The sequence below is a fragment of the Pseudoalteromonas sp. ATL1 genome, assembly GCF_058933015.1.
Map to the genome: position 1 here is coordinate 3,150,030 of NZ_JBZYXL010000001.1, position 15,376 is coordinate 3,165,405.

A 15,376-nucleotide genomic window follows, 5' to 3' on the forward strand; every position below is an offset into this window, starting at 1 on the left:
TCTAGTCCCTCAACGATGCATTAAATTGTTTGGCTAATTCAGCCACCACGTTGTCTACAACTTGATTGATGTCTTTCTCTTCGAGTGTTCTATCAACCGCTTGTAGTGTCAGAGCAATCGCCAAACTCTTATAATTTGGCTCAATACCTTTGCCCTTATACACATCGAATAAGTTTAGGTCAACTAATTGATTTCCGCCAACTTTCTCAATGCTTTCTAAAATATCGCCTATTTTTACGTCATCTGCAACTAAAATAGCAATATCTCTTCGATTTGATGGAAATTTAGACACACTTACCGCTTCTGGTAACTTACGCGCACTTAATGCTTCTACTTCTACTTCAAACACATAAGCCGTGCTATTCAAACCTAGAGACTTTTGTAATTGTGGATGAATAGCGCCAATAAAGCCAACTTTTGCATCATCAAAATACACTGCCGCAGACTGACCTGGGTGTAACCCATCACAGGCTTCGGCTTTAAAGCTGAATCGCGATTTATCATTTGTTAGTGACAATAATGCTTCTAAGTCACCTTTTACATCAAAGAAGTCTGCTGCACGAGAAGCAATTGACCAATGTTCATTGTGTGTATTGCCATAAACAATACCACCAAGAACAGCCACTTGAGATACGCCGTTTTCCGCAGATTCATCTTTTAAGAATTTTAAGCCTTGCTCGAACAAACGAATACGTGACTGCTGACGGTTTTGGTTATACACAACCGCATTCACTAAACCAGTCATTAAGCTCACGCGCATTGCTGACATCTCAACAGAAATTGGATGTGGTAATACTAGTGCGTATGATTCTGGGTGAAGTAATTGTTGTGCTTTAGGGTCAACAAAGCTGTAGGTGATTGCTTCTTGATAACCGCGCGATACAAGCTCGTTGCGCATACGTGAAACAGGCACGTTTGCTTCTACATGCGTCGTCATTTTCAATGCAGCGGTTGGCGCTACATTTGGAATGTTGTTGTAACCAAATACGCGTGCAACTTCTTCGATTAGATCTTCTTCAATGCTGATATCGAAACGGTAGCTCGGCACGTGTGCCTGCCACGTATCTTCTGCAAAGCTCACTGTTAGACCTAAACGCGTTAAGATATCGGTTACTTTCGCATCTTCAATGTGGTAACCAATAACTCGATCTAAGCGAGCACGACGCAATGTAACAGACTTCTCTTGTGGCAAATCAGCTTCAGACACTGCTTCAACAACAGGACCTGCTTCACCACCAACAATCTCTAATAATAGTGCCGTTGCACGTTCCATAGCATCGCGTTGCAATTTATAGTCAACGCCACGTTCATAGCGATGAGACGCATCAGTGTGTAAACCATAGCTGCGCGCTTGCCCTGCAATCGCTAGTGGTGCAAAGAATGCACTTTCAAGAAGAATATCTTGAGTACCCTCTTGCACACCTGAAGCCTCACCACCAAAAATACCCGCCATCGCCAATGCTTTTTTATCATCGGCAATTAACAGCGTTGATGGATTTAGCTTAGCAGTGTTGCCATCAAGCAGTACCAGTTCTTCACCTTCGTTAGCATTGCGTACTTTAATGCCACCTTCAATGGCATTTAAGTCAAACGCATGCATTGGGTGCCCAAGCTCAAGTAAAACAAAGTTGGTCACATCCACAACCGGATCAATAGAACGAACGCCAGAGCGACGAAGCTTTTCAACCATCCAAAGTGGTGTTGTTGCATCAAGGTTAATACCCTTGATAATACGAGCTAAATAACGAGGACATGCCTTGCTGTTCACAAGCTCAATTGAAATTTTATCATCAATTGTTGGCTGTACCGCTTCAATTGCAACTTCAGTCACGTCGAGTGAGTTTAATACACCCACTTCACGCGCTAAGCCTTTAATACCTAAACAATCGCTGCGGTTTGCAGTTAAATCAACGTCAATCGTTACATCATCTAATGAGAAATACTCGCGGATACACTGGCCAATCGGTGCATCGGCTGGTAATTCAAGAATACCCTCTGAGCTTTCTGCCATACCTAACTCTTCAAACGCACATAGCATGCCGTGTGAAGGCTGGCCGCGAAGCTTGGCTTTTTTAATCTTAAAATCACCTGGTAAAACGGCGCCAACTTTAGCTACTGCTACTTTTAAGCCTGTGCGACAGTTTGCTGCACCACACACGATGTCTAAAAGCTCGTCTTCACCGACGTTTACTTTTGTTACGCGTAATTTGTCTGCATCTGGGTGTTGACCACATTCAACTACTTCACCAATAACGACACCAGAGAAGTTACCTGCAACGAGATCCAAACCATCAACTTCTAGGCCCGCCATAGAAAGCTGTTCAGAAAGAGCCTCAGTATCAATGGCTGGATTAACCCACTCACGTAACCACTTTTCACTAAATTTCATATTTACTTCGCTCTTATCTGAATTGGTTTAGGAATTTTAAATCGTTTTCGAAAAATGCACGTAAGTCGTTTACGCCATATCGCAACATGGTTAAACGCTCTACACCCATACCAAAAGCAAAACCGGTGTATTTTTCAGGGTCGATACCCACTGAGCGAAGTACGTTTGGATGCACCATACCGCAACCTAATACTTCTAACCATTTGCCATTTTTACCTTTTACGTCCACTTCTGCCGAAGGCTCAGTGAATGGGAAATAAGAAGGACGGAAGCGAATCTCCATATCTTCTTCGAAAAAGTTACGTAAAAAGTCGTGCAAAATACCTTTAAGCTCAGTAAAGCTTACGTCTGTATCAACCATCAAACCTTCTACTTGATGGAACATTGGCGTATGTGTTTGGTCGTAGTCGTTACGATATACACGACCTGGAGAAATGATACGTAGTGGTGGCTTTTCAGCTTCCATGGTACGAATTTGCACACCACTGGTTTGTGTACGCAGTACCAACTTAGGATTAAAATAGAATGTATCGTGGTCCGCACGCGCTGGGTGATGCTCAGGAATATTTAACGCGTCAAAGTTGTGGAAATCATCTTCCACTTCAGGGCCAGATTTAACAGCAAAGCCTAACTCACCAAAAAATGATTCAATACGCTCGATAGTGCGTGTCACTGGGTGCACACCACCTACAGGCATAGTGCGGCCCGGTAAGGTGACATCAATGGTTTCTTCTGCAAGTTTTTTCTCAAGCGCTTGTTGAGTTAAAAGCTCGCGCTTTTCATTAATTGCGTCTTGTACTTGGGTTTTAGCTTGGTTGATCACTGCCCCAGCTTCTTTGCGCTCTTCTGGCGCTAATTTACCTAGGGTTTTAAGTAATCCTGTGATCTCACCTTTTTTACCAAGGTAATTAACTCGGACATCCTCAAGATGCGCTATTTCGCTTGCGCCGGAAACGGCTTCTAGCGCCTGCGCTAAAATATTCTCTAAGTTCATTCTATACCTGATCTTTATGGAGGTAATTTGCTGTGTATTAATCGCTTATGATAACTGAAAGCACGGACTAGATTCTAGCCCTAACTCTGCTCAGTTTGTGATTAGGGGTGAATATTTGTAAAAATAAACCTGTAATCGTATTTTTAGAGTATCACAGGCCTATTTTTAAAGACTGAATTATAGTTTGAGTGTGGTTTTGATGAACGGAATGGTTAATTTTCGCTGTGCGGCCATCGAAGCATGATCGAGTTTATCGAGTACGTCCAACAGTGCGCGCATATCGCGACTTAAGCGAGTTAATAAGAATCGCGCACATTCATCAGTGAGTTCTAACCCTCGCATATTGGCTCTTTTCACCAGCGCTTCGGCTTTATCATCATCACTCATTGAGCGAATTTGAAAAGTCGTTCCCCACGCTAAACGAGACTCCAGATCAGGCAAATTGATATTTAACATGCTCGGCAGCAAATCAGCCGTAACAACCAAGCATTTATTCGGCTCGTTAAAACGGTTAAAAAAGTTAAACAACGCTTTTTCCCAATTATCTAGTCCTGCGACTAAGTGCACATCGTCTATACACACCACATCTAGTGATTCTAAGCCATCTAGCACCGCTGGCCCAAAATCGATGACCTCTCTCAAGCTCAATAAAATAGTTGATAACCCCATTTCCTGAGCGTGAATACAGGTGGCGTAAAGTAAGTGTGATTTGCCCGAGTCAGCGAGTCCACACAAGTAGGTATACTGAAAATCACTGGCAATATTTTTTAACGCAGCCTTTAAATGACTCACTTCAAGAGATTTTGGCCCACCGAAATAAGAGGCGAACGTTTCATCGTCCGGTAGCGTCACGGGCAAAGCCATTTGTAGTGGTTCGCTACTCATCATTGACCTACCCAGCTATAACGCAGCCTTGAAGCATCGGCTACTTGGTAAAACGCGTGTGGATCAACATACACACTAAACGCCTGCTCTAAATTCAAGGCTTTAATCAAATCAGCCAAGCTTGAAGTATGATCTATTCGAAAGCGCACTTTGTCATCGGCACGATAGACGACATCCACCCCCACGACCGTACTCATACTGGCTAATTGCCGGCGCGCTCGTTCAATTGCCGTAAATTTTTCAAGGTTATCAACCAGAATAAAAGTGCTTTGCGTTGCGAGCGTCACATTTGGATCAATCGCGTAGTTTTTAGCCAGCGCCGCGGAGAAATGATTGACCATGGTGATCAATATTTGCTGCTTATCGCCCACCAGTTTATTAACTTCAAACAGTTCAGCATCAGTATAACGCCATTCAAGTTGCCAACTACTGCTGCTTTGTTGTTGGAACATACGTGCGGTGATCACGCGTTCTGCATTATATCTTTCAGAGGCTAGCTCAACTGGTTCAGAGAAATTCCCCCACACTTCAGCAACGCTCACTTTTGACAAGTCATCCAAATCAAGCAATGGGACAATCACAGGCACGCCCCACTCCGCCGCGGTGTCGTAGATTAAACGCTCAAGCTGCGGATAACTATCTTGGGTAACAAAGTCACGGCGCAAATTGTCTTCGATAGCGAGCCAAATGGCGATAAGTGGACGTCGGTTTCCCCAAAGCGGCAAACCAGCATCTTGAATTAACTCTTCAACTTTAGTTGGTTCAAATTTTACGCGAATTTTAACGCTGCCTTTTTCGCCGTCTAAATACTCATACTTGAGCATATAATCCGAAATCGAGCGCATAGCTTGTGTTATCAGTTGTGACTCGCCACCCTCAAAGCGGCCCGTGAGTTTTTTGATTACATTGCGTAATGCTTGCTGACTGGCTTTTACACGCGTATCGCGGCTTTTGTCTGTTACCGATAACTCACTTTGGTACAGATCCGTGACCTCCACGGCCATTGCTTGTGCAGACCATAACAAACAAAAAATAAACAGTATTCTCAATGCCATAACTAAAGCTATAAAGGAGTCTTGTGATTCGATCCTAAAGCAAAGACAGACTAAAGCAAAGCATAAAACGGCACATAGCTAATCAGACACGGCAAATTTAATTTGATTCTTACCATTGTTTTTTGCCTGATAAAGCGCATCATCTGCCTGATGCAAAATCGCCTCTGCACTGAACTTTTGCTCATAATTGCCTGCCACGCCGATACTGCAACCACAGCGCACTTGGTCACCACTATCCAATTCAATAGGCGTACAAATTCGATTTAATATGCGTTCACACACTTGTGAAAGCACACCGTAATGAAGTGGTTCCATCATGAGTACCACAAATTCATCTCCCCCAAGGCGTGAAACCAGATCATAAGCTCTTACTTCCTGACTTAAACGTTTAGCGACCTTTTGCAGCACTAAGTCACCGGCTTTATGGCCATGCGTATCGTTAATCGGTTTAAAATCATCTAAATCAATATACAGCACGTACACCTCTAAATGAGCACGAGCCGATTTGGCGGCAAGGCGGGACAATTCTTTAAATAGGTATTTACGATTCGCAAGCCCAGTTAAATTATCATGTAATGAGTCATACTCTAACTGTTGCTGCAATTGCTCTCGCTTGGCCACTTCGTTCTGAACCTCCTCTAAGCTTGCCTGAAGCTCTCGAGTTCTTACTTGCACCCGCTCTTCAAGTTCTTGTTGGTATATTTGTAATGCTTGGTTTGCTTCAACCAATGCTCGTTGGTTGTTAAACGCATCTAATGCAGACGAAATAACATGACTGATCGTGTACAACACATCCACAACCACGCCCGAATACTCATCCTCGTTTCGATAAGATTGAATGATGAATACCCCTAAAAACGAGTTTCTGTTTAACAACGGAAAACATAACCATTGCTTGGGCATTGTACCCAAAACTTGTAATTCACCAGAGGTTACCAATTTCTGAATATCGGATTCTGTGAAGTTACAAATTTTTTGCTGGCTGATAGCGTAACCTGTGAGGGTTTTCTCTATTGACTTTAAACTTATCTTATCGAAATCTTCTGAAGTAATAGCGTCTTTTACATCATGAAAATAGGGAAAACTCAATGTCCCGTCATGTTCAAACAAAGCCACGTAAAAATTGTCGGCGTAAGTGACTTTTTGCAAAATACAATGAATATCAAGTAAAAAGCGTTGTATGGAGTCGCTGGTATTTAAACAAGCGACAATGTCTGTGACACTTTCAATAACATTGTTATTTGTGATCGTTGGCACAGTACTGCCTCCTTAATAATTCGCCTGACTTGTCATGGCATAACTGCTTTGAGTATAGGAGTTAGCATCGGTATCCGCTAAGACAAGTGTAACTTTCTTTTAAAAGTGAAGGTGTTGTCATTTGCATTTAACAAAACGTAAATAAAATGTAATATAAATTAACTTCATTTAATCAAGCGGTTTGTTGTGCGTCGTTCAACCTTCATTATTCTACATTCACTCGGTGTCAGCGCTATATTCATCGGTTTATTTACAGGCCTTCGTATTGCAACTGTTGATAAGCCCTATTTATTAACGCTCAATGCATTATTGCCATCGGGGCAAGTACATCAATGGCATTTGTTTGCCGCCAGTATTATGTGGGTAACGATAGGTTATTATGCTTATCAAAAATGCGTCGCTAAAAAGCCCGTTAGAAGCAGTCGCTATCATCACGGGGTGACACTATTTGGTTATATCTCTATTATGTTTGCTGCTGTCAGTGGCACTTTAATGTTTTTTGACCGTTTACCTGCAAACCTTATCTTTGTACATTTTTACAGTGCCCTATCGGTCGTTGTGTATCTGTTATTGCACAGTTGGATTTATCTCTTACAGCTGGGCAGAATGGCAATAAAAAGAGTGCTTAAGCTGCCCGTTAAGCAACTCCCTATCACTCTAACTTTCATTATCGGTATCGTGAGCACAAGTGCATTTTACGCGCTGCAATCAACCACCCATACACTACAAGTAATGCCCATAACACAACATATATTAATGGATGTGGATGGCAAACCAGACGAGCCACAATGGCAGCAGGCGGCGTCCATCTCAATCTTGACCACGCATGGTGCAAACTTTGAAAACGGCCAAACTCAAGTAGAAATAAAAGCACTCAGTAATCAAGAAGAAACCTTTTTTCTATTTAAGTGGGCTGATCCAACACAAAGCTTGGAGCACTTGCCTCTAGTTAAAACTGAAAACGGTTGGCATGTTAAAGAAAACGGCTTCTATCATTTTGACGAGCAAAGCTACTACGAAGATAAGTTTGCGGTCATGCTATCAAACAGTTGCCAATTTGGCGCAGATAACACCAGCCAGCTCGGGAAAAGACCGCTCAATGATAAGCCGAGTAACTGGCACGGTAAAGGCTATCACGCCAGCCTAGATGGCCAAGTACGAGACCTTTGGCATTGGAAAGCGGTGCGAACCGACAATATGGTGCTAGCGGATGACAACTTCATTGGGCGACCCGCAACCGTGATCAGTGGCGCACGCCGCTACACGGCCGGTTACCAACCTGATGGTAAAGAAAGTGGCGCGTACGTTATGAACTGGCTGTGGTACAGCAAAAATGGGGTCACCCCAAAACGGTTGCCCGAAAGCACTGAGCATGAAAAGTCGACTGTGTTGCCTTGGTTTGGCTCCACCCCATATAAATCTGAGCTAGACAGATACCCTAACGGCACAAAATTAAGCTCGGTACTCTATCGTTCAAATCGTTTTGAAGGTGACAGAGCGCATGTTAGAGCAAAAGGACACTGGCAGGATGGATTTTGGACTTTAGAGTTAGTTAGACAAAATGATACCCAGTCACCCTATGACATTCCTTTGAATAATCAAACATGTTTGTGGGTATCTGCGTTTGATCATAGCCAAATTGCACACACGCGCCACCAGCGTGCAATTAAGTTGAGGTATTCGCTGTGATAAAACGTCTCTTTTTGTCGCTACTAATTTTTGTGTTGATATCGGGATACGCATTGATCTCTGAGGAGACCATCGAACCAATGGATCACCCTCGCTTCAGTAAAATAACAATGGAAGGCAAACTAATTAAGCCATGGCAAGGGCCTTGGGCATGTGTCTTTGACCGCGAATTGAATGTGCTATGGGAAGTAAAAACCGACAGCGAGTCAATCCATGACGCTAACTGGACATACTCTTGGTTTAACAATCAACTGGGCAAAGCCAATTTTGGCGATTGTTATTTCGAGCCAGAGCGCTGTGATACACACGATCTGATCCGCCGTACTCAGCAAGAACAGCTTTGTGGCCAGTCAAACTGGCGTCTTCCTACAAGCAGTGAGCTGGAAAGCTTATTACAAACACCAAATAGACCCGGTCAACCGCACATTGCTTACGATTACTTTCCTCATATTAAAAAAGGGGACTACTGGAGTAATGACGCCGAGCTGCCCCTAACGAATCAATTTAGGCACCTGAAACAAGGTGCCAAAGCAGTCAATTTTCAGACGGGTGATAGCGTTAATCTGCCCTATAGAAATGCTGCTTTTGTCATTCTTGTGAGTCCGCTCACGCAAAACCAAACGCAGTTAAGTCGTCGCGCAAATTCAACTCAATAAAAATATAGGATCAAGGAAATGAGCACACGTATTGTGAGCCTAGCTATTGGTTTAACATTAACTGCCAGCGCGCATGCTGGTAGCCAATATCACAGGCTTATTTGGGATCATAACCCAAGTGCGCAAGCAACTATTGGCTTTACGCCAACCAGTGGCAGCAATCATCATGTTAAATTTGGATCATCAACGGATGAGCAAAGCTGGTCAACACAAGCTGTGAATACATCACACACGTTTTCTAGCAGTTTACAAAGCCAATTTGTAACGCTCAAAGGTTTAACACCTGATACAGCTATCTACTATCGCGTATGTGATAGTGAGGGCTGTGGCCAAAGGTTTTGGTTTAAAACTGCGCCGACGGGCAATCAACCTTTTACGGTAGTTGCAGGTGGTGATACACGAACAGGCTGGACGACGCGTCGTGAAGGGAACAAGCTGATCGCTAAAATTCGCCCTCTTTTCATTATGCACGGTGGTGATTACACCAACGCTAATTCAAGCTCGGAAATGAAGGAATACTTGCAAGACTGGCAACTGACATTCTCGGATGACACCATCGATGGTCAAAGTTACAAACGTATTTACCCGTTTGTTGCGACCCATGGTAATCATGAAGATGGCAACTACAAAACCCTTTGCCAAGTGTTTGGTGTTGATTATGACCAAGATGGTCAATGTACTAATTCAGATAGCTATGGTGCATTCAATGTAGGCAGTTTATTGCGTGTATATACGCTAAATAGCCAGTATAAAAATAGTGGCTGGTCAAGCTATGCCACTGCCATGAATAATTGGTTAGCACAAGACTTATCAAGCAACAAAACAGCGACCAAATGGCGTACAGCCCAGTATCACAAGCCGATGTACCCGCATTATTCTGGTAAATCTGATAACACCATTTTACACACTTGGTGGGCTGGCACTTTCTATAATAATGGCATGAACTTAGTGGTAGAGTCTGATACCCATATCAACAAACTCACGCAAGCGCTAGAACCCACAGCAAATGGATTTAATGAAACAAACAACGGCGGGACAGTATATATTGGTGAAGGCAGTTGGGGCGCCCCTGCCCGCTCCGCAAACGATCCAAAATCATGGACCATTGACTTGGCGAGCATTCAGCAATTTAAAGTACTCTCAGTAAGCCAAGACAACTTATTGGTTCGAACCGCCCAGTTTGACAGCGCAGCAGATCAACTCACGCGGGAACAGCGTGCCAGTGATCCACTCATGTTACCCACCAATATAAACTGGTGGCATGCCAATACGATTGGCGAAGTGCTTACGCTCAAACAAGCTGCTAACCAATTGAGTGTGATTGATACGGGTCCTATTGACGAACCAGAAGCCATCGTATTAACAAACGGTCAAACACTCAGCGGCCTGACTGCAACTAAAGGTAAAGAAACACACTACGTATTAGATGTGCCTGAAAATGCGTCTAATCTTGCGTTTACAACCTCAGGTGGTTCTGGCGATGTAGATATGTACGTACGCTTTGGACAGCTAGCTACGCAGCAAGCCTATGACTGTCGTCCATATGAAAATGGCAATAGCGAGAGCTGCCCAATCAATACTGCTCAAGTTGGTAAGTATTATGTGATGCTGCACGCTTATGAAGCTTACGCTAACTTAAATCTGCTCGCGAAATTTGAGGTTGGTGGTGCGCCAGTTAATCAGCAACAGTGGCCTGATCAAAGTGCTAGTAAAAATGATTGGCTATATTACAGCTTTGAAGTGCCTGCCGGAATGAGTAAGCTGACGGTAACAAGTGCTTCAGGTACTGGGGATGCTGATCTGTATGTACGCTTTGGTGAAAAACCAACATCTTCAAGCTATGAATGTCGCCCTTATGAAGATGGTAACAATGAAGTGTGTTCTATTACTTCTCCTAAGACAGGCAGTTGGCACATAGGTTTGAAAGCCTATAGCAGCTTTTCTGGCGTATTATTGAGCGCAAAAGCAGAATAACTCCACGACAACCCCTTGTGATTTATCGAAATGCCCATACTAAGTATTTTCGATAACAAGGGGTTTTTCATGGAATTTTTACACACTATGGTACGCGTTAAAGATTTAGACGCGTCGCTACATTTTTATTGTGACTTACTTGGCCTAGTTGAAGTGAAACGTTATGACAGCGAGCAAGGCCGATTTTCACTCATCTATTTAGCCGCCCCCGGACAACTCGAAGAAGCCAAAACAACGTTTAAACCAACTATCGAACTCACCTACAATTGGGACTCTGAACAATACACGGGCGGAAGAAACTTTGGCCACCTTGCATTTTCAGTAGATGATATTTATGCAGCATGTGAGAAATTACAACAAGCTGGCGTTGTCATTAATCGACCACCTCGTTGTGGTCATATGGCGTTTGTGAAATCACCGGATGGTATTTCAATTGAGTTATTGCAAAAAGGTGAGGCTCTAGCTGCCAAAGAGCCATGGGCTTCAATGGAAAACACGGGGAGTTGGTAAATTACCCTCGTGAACGCGCTAAATAGCACTAATAATCAGCTAGAATTTCTTCATCAGTAACGTGGTAGCGCTCAAGTAAATGCTGAAGTTCATCTTTAAACTTTGGCATTTGCAACAGTGAGTCAATCGTTGCGATCCTACTTTGCAATGCATATGGTGCCAAAAAAGCCCGCTCATATCGCTCATGTGGCAGCTTTGAAAAATAGATCTCGTTTTTCCAAGTTTTATTTTCCGAAACTAGGTAGTTAACCGTCGCGCGGCTGATCACTGCCACATCAATTCGCTGTTTGACAATAAGCTCTAACAACTGATGATCGGAGCCCGTCGCGATAAGCGTCGCCTTTTTGGCCCCGACAACTGGGTCCACATGAAAATAAAAGTGGCCGCGCACACCACCAATGACTTTTTCATGCAACGACTTGTCATCAATGAATTCGAATGGTGCTTTTACATGAGAGACAAACTCATCTTGGTCCAACATAAACGAGCGTGACCAGACAAACTTTTTCCTCTCAACATCATGAAACCACAGTGGATTGGCCCCCATAATCAAACCATCCAATTTTGCCTCTGCAATATCACGATTTAGCCGGTTCCGAGGCAAAAAATCGAGTTTAAAATTAGCAACTTGCTGATGTTTATTTATAAGCGAGATCAGATCGAAATAAAAGCCAATCTCTTGCTCTACGTCAATCATATAGGGTGGTTTCAGATGGTATGCATAAATTTGTACATTGTCTTTTGAGAAAGCCACATTACTGATAATAAAAGCAACGCTTAAGAACAGATACAATCCTGCACACTTGAATTGAGAAAACATATATATCCATTTGTTTCAAAAAACAATCTGTATAGCTAAATGTTAACCTAACATTTACTCAATGCAATGCATCTACTTATTTAATTTGCAACACGATTGAGTAATTAAGGAGGATAAATCCCCCTTTTCAATTCAACCGATAATTTAGTGACAACCCCCGTCGTCATAGCTTACTTTGAGAGAAGCCGCTTGACTACTACCCGATATTTTTAAGTAGCCCCAGTACTGTAACTGGCCAGACAAACTGATACATTCTTCATTTCCCAAGTTATCTGAACGCGCATCAACATTGTTACCATCTGGCCAACCTTGATTGCTATATTCCAATGTTAAGTCACCAGTGCCGTTGGCTGTTTCTATACGGATACTGTTTTGCGCACTGACATTTTCAAGTGAAAACCACATGACGGATTCATCACCGAGGCAAATCAACTCACCCGCTTGCGCACGACCACCAGTTTTAGCAGCTTGTGTTTTACACGCATCCGGCAACGTCGCTATAGGCGCGTCATAGTTAGCGACAAGGGAGACATTATTGAATGTGTTGTAGGCACGCAGCATCACGTAATATTTACCCGTTTGTGGCGCTGCAAAATCACATTGCTCACTATTACCATTTTTATATGGTCGACAATCGAAGTCTTCTGTCGTTGGCACTTTGCTGAAACTCACATACAGATCTGCATCCCCATCACCTCCCGAAGTAACAAAACTTAAGTTTTGTGCGCCCTCGGGCACCTCAATCAGGAATGTTTTCTGCTCATTTTGTTGCGCAGATACACTGACAGCTTGACCGCGATACAGTTTTGTGGCCCCTCGCGTTGCTTCTATGGTCGCAGTTGTTGTTGCGGTTGTTGATGCACCGTTTGAATCGGTTACGGTAAGTGTAACTGTGTAATTACCCGCTTCGCTGTAACTGTGTGTCGGATTTGCAAGACCGCTGTTATTGCCATCTCCAAAGTCCCAAACATACTGGCTGATAGGACCTTCCGCATCGCTACTCCCTTGACTCGAGAATGCAATCGCTTCTTGAACTTGGCCAGTGTATGGGCCATTAATTTTCGCAACTGGAGGCGTGTTCTCTCCCGATGCCAGATCTTGAGTCCATTGCGTAAACTCCGCATCATATTGTGACTGCCAACCATCTAGTAACGCTCGGTATCCATTCCAGTCACCAACGCGCGTTTTAGCGAGCATATTATTGACGGCATCGTTATGACGTTCAAACATAAAACGGACACCCAAATAACCCCAACGATAGATCCTATCCTGATCAAAGCCATCATAAGTCGTGGCGAAAATTTGCTGCAAGTTATATACCGAGCCATCTTTGATCGTATCAATGGCTTTTTGATTATCATCTTGGTTCGCGATGTATTCTGCTACACCCTCAGACCACCACACGATTGCCTTAGTTGGCGCATTAAAATCGCCATATAAATCAAAGCGACCATCCAAATAATGTACATATTCATGCTCGAGGTTCCAAACATAATGCTCTCCCTTAGCGTAACTCGCTTCATAAGCGACAAAGTTAGCTTGATTACCTACTTTGCTTGGGTCACCTTCTAAATACATACCCCCATTGTTTGTATCGATATTAAAAATGGCTTTAGCATACTTTTTATAGTCGTTACTGCTATTAAAAATATTGACTTGTAAAAAGGTATTGTTGTCATCTGCTACAGGAGTTTGGTTCGTCGCAAGCCGATTATGAAAGCGTGTTTCCTCTGCAGCCATGGTGTCACAAGCCGAAGATAACTGAGTTGGGGTCATCTCTTGTGCACGAATTTTTATCGTGCTACTGCATTGATGGGTTTGAGAAAGCACTTGTTGCGTTAAATTATCTTCAAAATTACAAATATTGAACTCGCTGCAATCGGCATAATAGGACGCCACATCAGCCGCGTTTAGCCATAACCCATCGCCATAACCGTAGCTTTTATAAGTAGAAAAAAGCTGTTTTAGACCATTCGTTACAATTGCATCGATATCGCTCGCACCATGTTGCTTAAGACGAGCAAGTTCACCTGCAGCATTAATAATTAGGAATTCAGAGTCCGAATCAATCATCCAATTTTTTTGCGTGAATGCCACCAAAGCGTTGGCCAACGCAGTGTCTTTTTTGATCAGCGGAACGTACTCATCATTCCACTGGCCACGGAATAAAATCGTAAAAATACCATTCACTGCGTTGCGCATATTGCGGTTGCTGGCATAACTTTGGTTAAAGTTCTCTAGCCACTGACGCACCACGCCTAAATACCTGTGCTGTAACTCGGCACTGTCCATAGTGGTGATCACTTCTTGTAGCACTTTGCCATGTTCGTTGTTGTTGTCATAAAAGTGCGCATTATTCACGAATGCATCAATCGCACCTTGCACATTAGTGCGTAGCGCGTCACTAAACGTCACGGCATCGTTATAGAATTCAACGTAATAACCCGCACGGATAAATAAAAACAACGCGGTTAAATCATTGCTACCAGCTCCGTCGTAGCTTTGTGCCAATGCTCGAGCTTCATCAACAACAGTAGTCATTTTATCGTTAGTGAATGTACTGATTTGTATTTGGCTGCTCGCCGAAAACAGCTCGTTCACACAACTGCTGCCCTGAGCTTTAATTTGTGAAATAAGCTGGGTACCTGTTGCGCTTGCAAGTGCGTTCAAATCACAACTCACATTTGCATCAGCTTGCACGCTTTGCAGCAACTGAGTGGTAGGATTTACATTGACCGATAAACCATAATCAGAAGCCTTCGCCGGAGCACGCTCATCGCGAGTGGCATGTTCATGTCCATGAAAAATGTGCTCGACCTGTCGATGTGATTCAGGCTGTAAAAGTGAAAATGTGCTTTGGTTTGCAGCGAATACCGCATGGCTTAAACTTGAACCCAAAATGGGTAGTGCCACGATGATTGTTTTAAGTTTCATAATGTACCTTTTGTGTTGTATCCCACCCATACGTCATGGGCACTAAAAGTATTAACACCAAATACACAATGCATACAATATATTTTATATAACCTTAACGAATAATCACCGAAACAAACGCGTATATGTAGAAATAACAGCGCGTTAATAATGCTAACTAATTTTGCTTAATTATTTGAAGCGCATCATTAAATATGCGTTTGATGAGAGCAA

The 15,376-nt window shown here is 43.1% G+C and carries 11 protein-coding genes; 4 read left to right on the plus strand and 7 right to left on the minus strand.

Annotated features, from left to right (window positions below; genetic code table 11):
* Position 1: 1 nt before the first annotated feature.
* The 5 genes from pheT to AC5FX4_RS13735 all read right to left on the minus strand — a co-directional run bounded on the left by pheT (position 2) and on the right by AC5FX4_RS13735 (position 6,580).
* The gene (gene pheT / locus AC5FX4_RS13715; protein WP_493606927.1) at positions 2 to 2,389 is read right to left on the minus strand and encodes a phenylalanine--tRNA ligase subunit beta; all 2,388 of its coding nucleotides are present in this window, start codon (positions 2,387 to 2,389) and stop codon (positions 2 to 4) included.
* A 13-nt stretch (positions 2,390 to 2,402) separates the two neighbouring features.
* The gene (gene pheS, locus AC5FX4_RS13720; RefSeq protein WP_493606928.1) at positions 2,403 to 3,383 is read right to left on the minus strand and encodes a phenylalanine--tRNA ligase subunit alpha; all 981 of its coding nucleotides are present in this window, start codon (positions 3,381 to 3,383) and stop codon (positions 2,403 to 2,405) included.
* A 177-nt stretch (positions 3,384 to 3,560) separates the two neighbouring features.
* A complete protein-coding gene (gene hda / locus AC5FX4_RS13725) occupies positions 3,561 to 4,271 on the minus strand; it encodes a DnaA inactivator Hda (protein ID WP_493606929.1) in 711 nt (236 codons plus the stop codon).
* Positions 4,268 to 5,323 (minus strand): DUF8605 domain-containing protein, encoded by a 1,056-nt coding sequence (locus AC5FX4_RS13730; RefSeq protein WP_493606930.1) that lies wholly within the window; start codon positions 5,321 to 5,323, stop codon positions 4,268 to 4,270. Before AC5FX4_RS13730 ends, hda begins: the two co-directional genes overlap by 4 nt.
* A 78-nt stretch (positions 5,324 to 5,401) precedes the next feature.
* Complete coding sequence (locus AC5FX4_RS13735) at positions 5,402 to 6,580, minus strand: GAF domain-containing protein (RefSeq protein ID WP_493606931.1); 1,179 nt, start codon at positions 6,578 to 6,580, stop codon at positions 5,402 to 5,404.
* Positions 6,581 to 6,766: 186 nt separating this feature from the next.
* On the opposite strand from AC5FX4_RS13735, the gene AC5FX4_RS13740 reads away from it, so the two are divergent.
* The 4 genes from AC5FX4_RS13740 (at position 6,767) to gloA (ending at position 11,409) form a co-directional block, all read left to right on the plus strand.
* Positions 6,767 to 8,269, plus strand: a complete 1,503-nt coding sequence (locus AC5FX4_RS13740) for an ethylbenzene dehydrogenase-related protein (RefSeq protein ID WP_493606932.1) — start codon at positions 6,767 to 6,769, stop codon at positions 8,267 to 8,269.
* Positions 8,270 to 8,349: 80 nt separating this feature from the next.
* Positions 8,350 to 8,925, plus strand: coding sequence for an Lcl C-terminal domain-containing protein (locus AC5FX4_RS13745; RefSeq protein ID WP_493606933.1), 576 nt, complete (start codon positions 8,350 to 8,352; stop codon positions 8,923 to 8,925).
* A gap of 18 nt (positions 8,926 to 8,943) precedes the next feature.
* Positions 8,944 to 10,899, plus strand: coding sequence for a pre-peptidase C-terminal domain-containing protein (locus tag AC5FX4_RS13750; protein WP_493606934.1), 1,956 nt, complete (start codon positions 8,944 to 8,946; stop codon positions 10,897 to 10,899).
* A gap of 69 nt (positions 10,900 to 10,968) precedes the next feature.
* Positions 10,969 to 11,409: a lactoylglutathione lyase gene (gloA, locus tag AC5FX4_RS13755; RefSeq protein ID WP_493606935.1), complete on the plus strand. Its 441-nt coding sequence runs from the start codon at positions 10,969 to 10,971 to the stop codon at positions 11,407 to 11,409.
* Positions 11,410 to 11,437: 28 nt separating this feature from the next.
* On the opposite strand, the gene AC5FX4_RS13760 is transcribed toward gloA, so the two are convergent.
* Both AC5FX4_RS13760 and AC5FX4_RS13765 read right to left on the minus strand, forming a co-directional pair.
* Positions 11,438 to 12,229: a type 2 periplasmic-binding domain-containing protein gene (locus AC5FX4_RS13760; RefSeq protein ID WP_493606936.1), complete on the minus strand. Its 792-nt coding sequence runs from the start codon at positions 12,227 to 12,229 to the stop codon at positions 11,438 to 11,440.
* Positions 12,230 to 12,373: 144 nt separating this feature from the next.
* Positions 12,374 to 15,163, minus strand: a complete 2,790-nt coding sequence (locus tag AC5FX4_RS13765) for a collagenase (protein ID WP_493606937.1) — start codon at positions 15,161 to 15,163, stop codon at positions 12,374 to 12,376.
* Between the last annotated feature and the right edge of the window lie 213 nt (positions 15,164 to 15,376).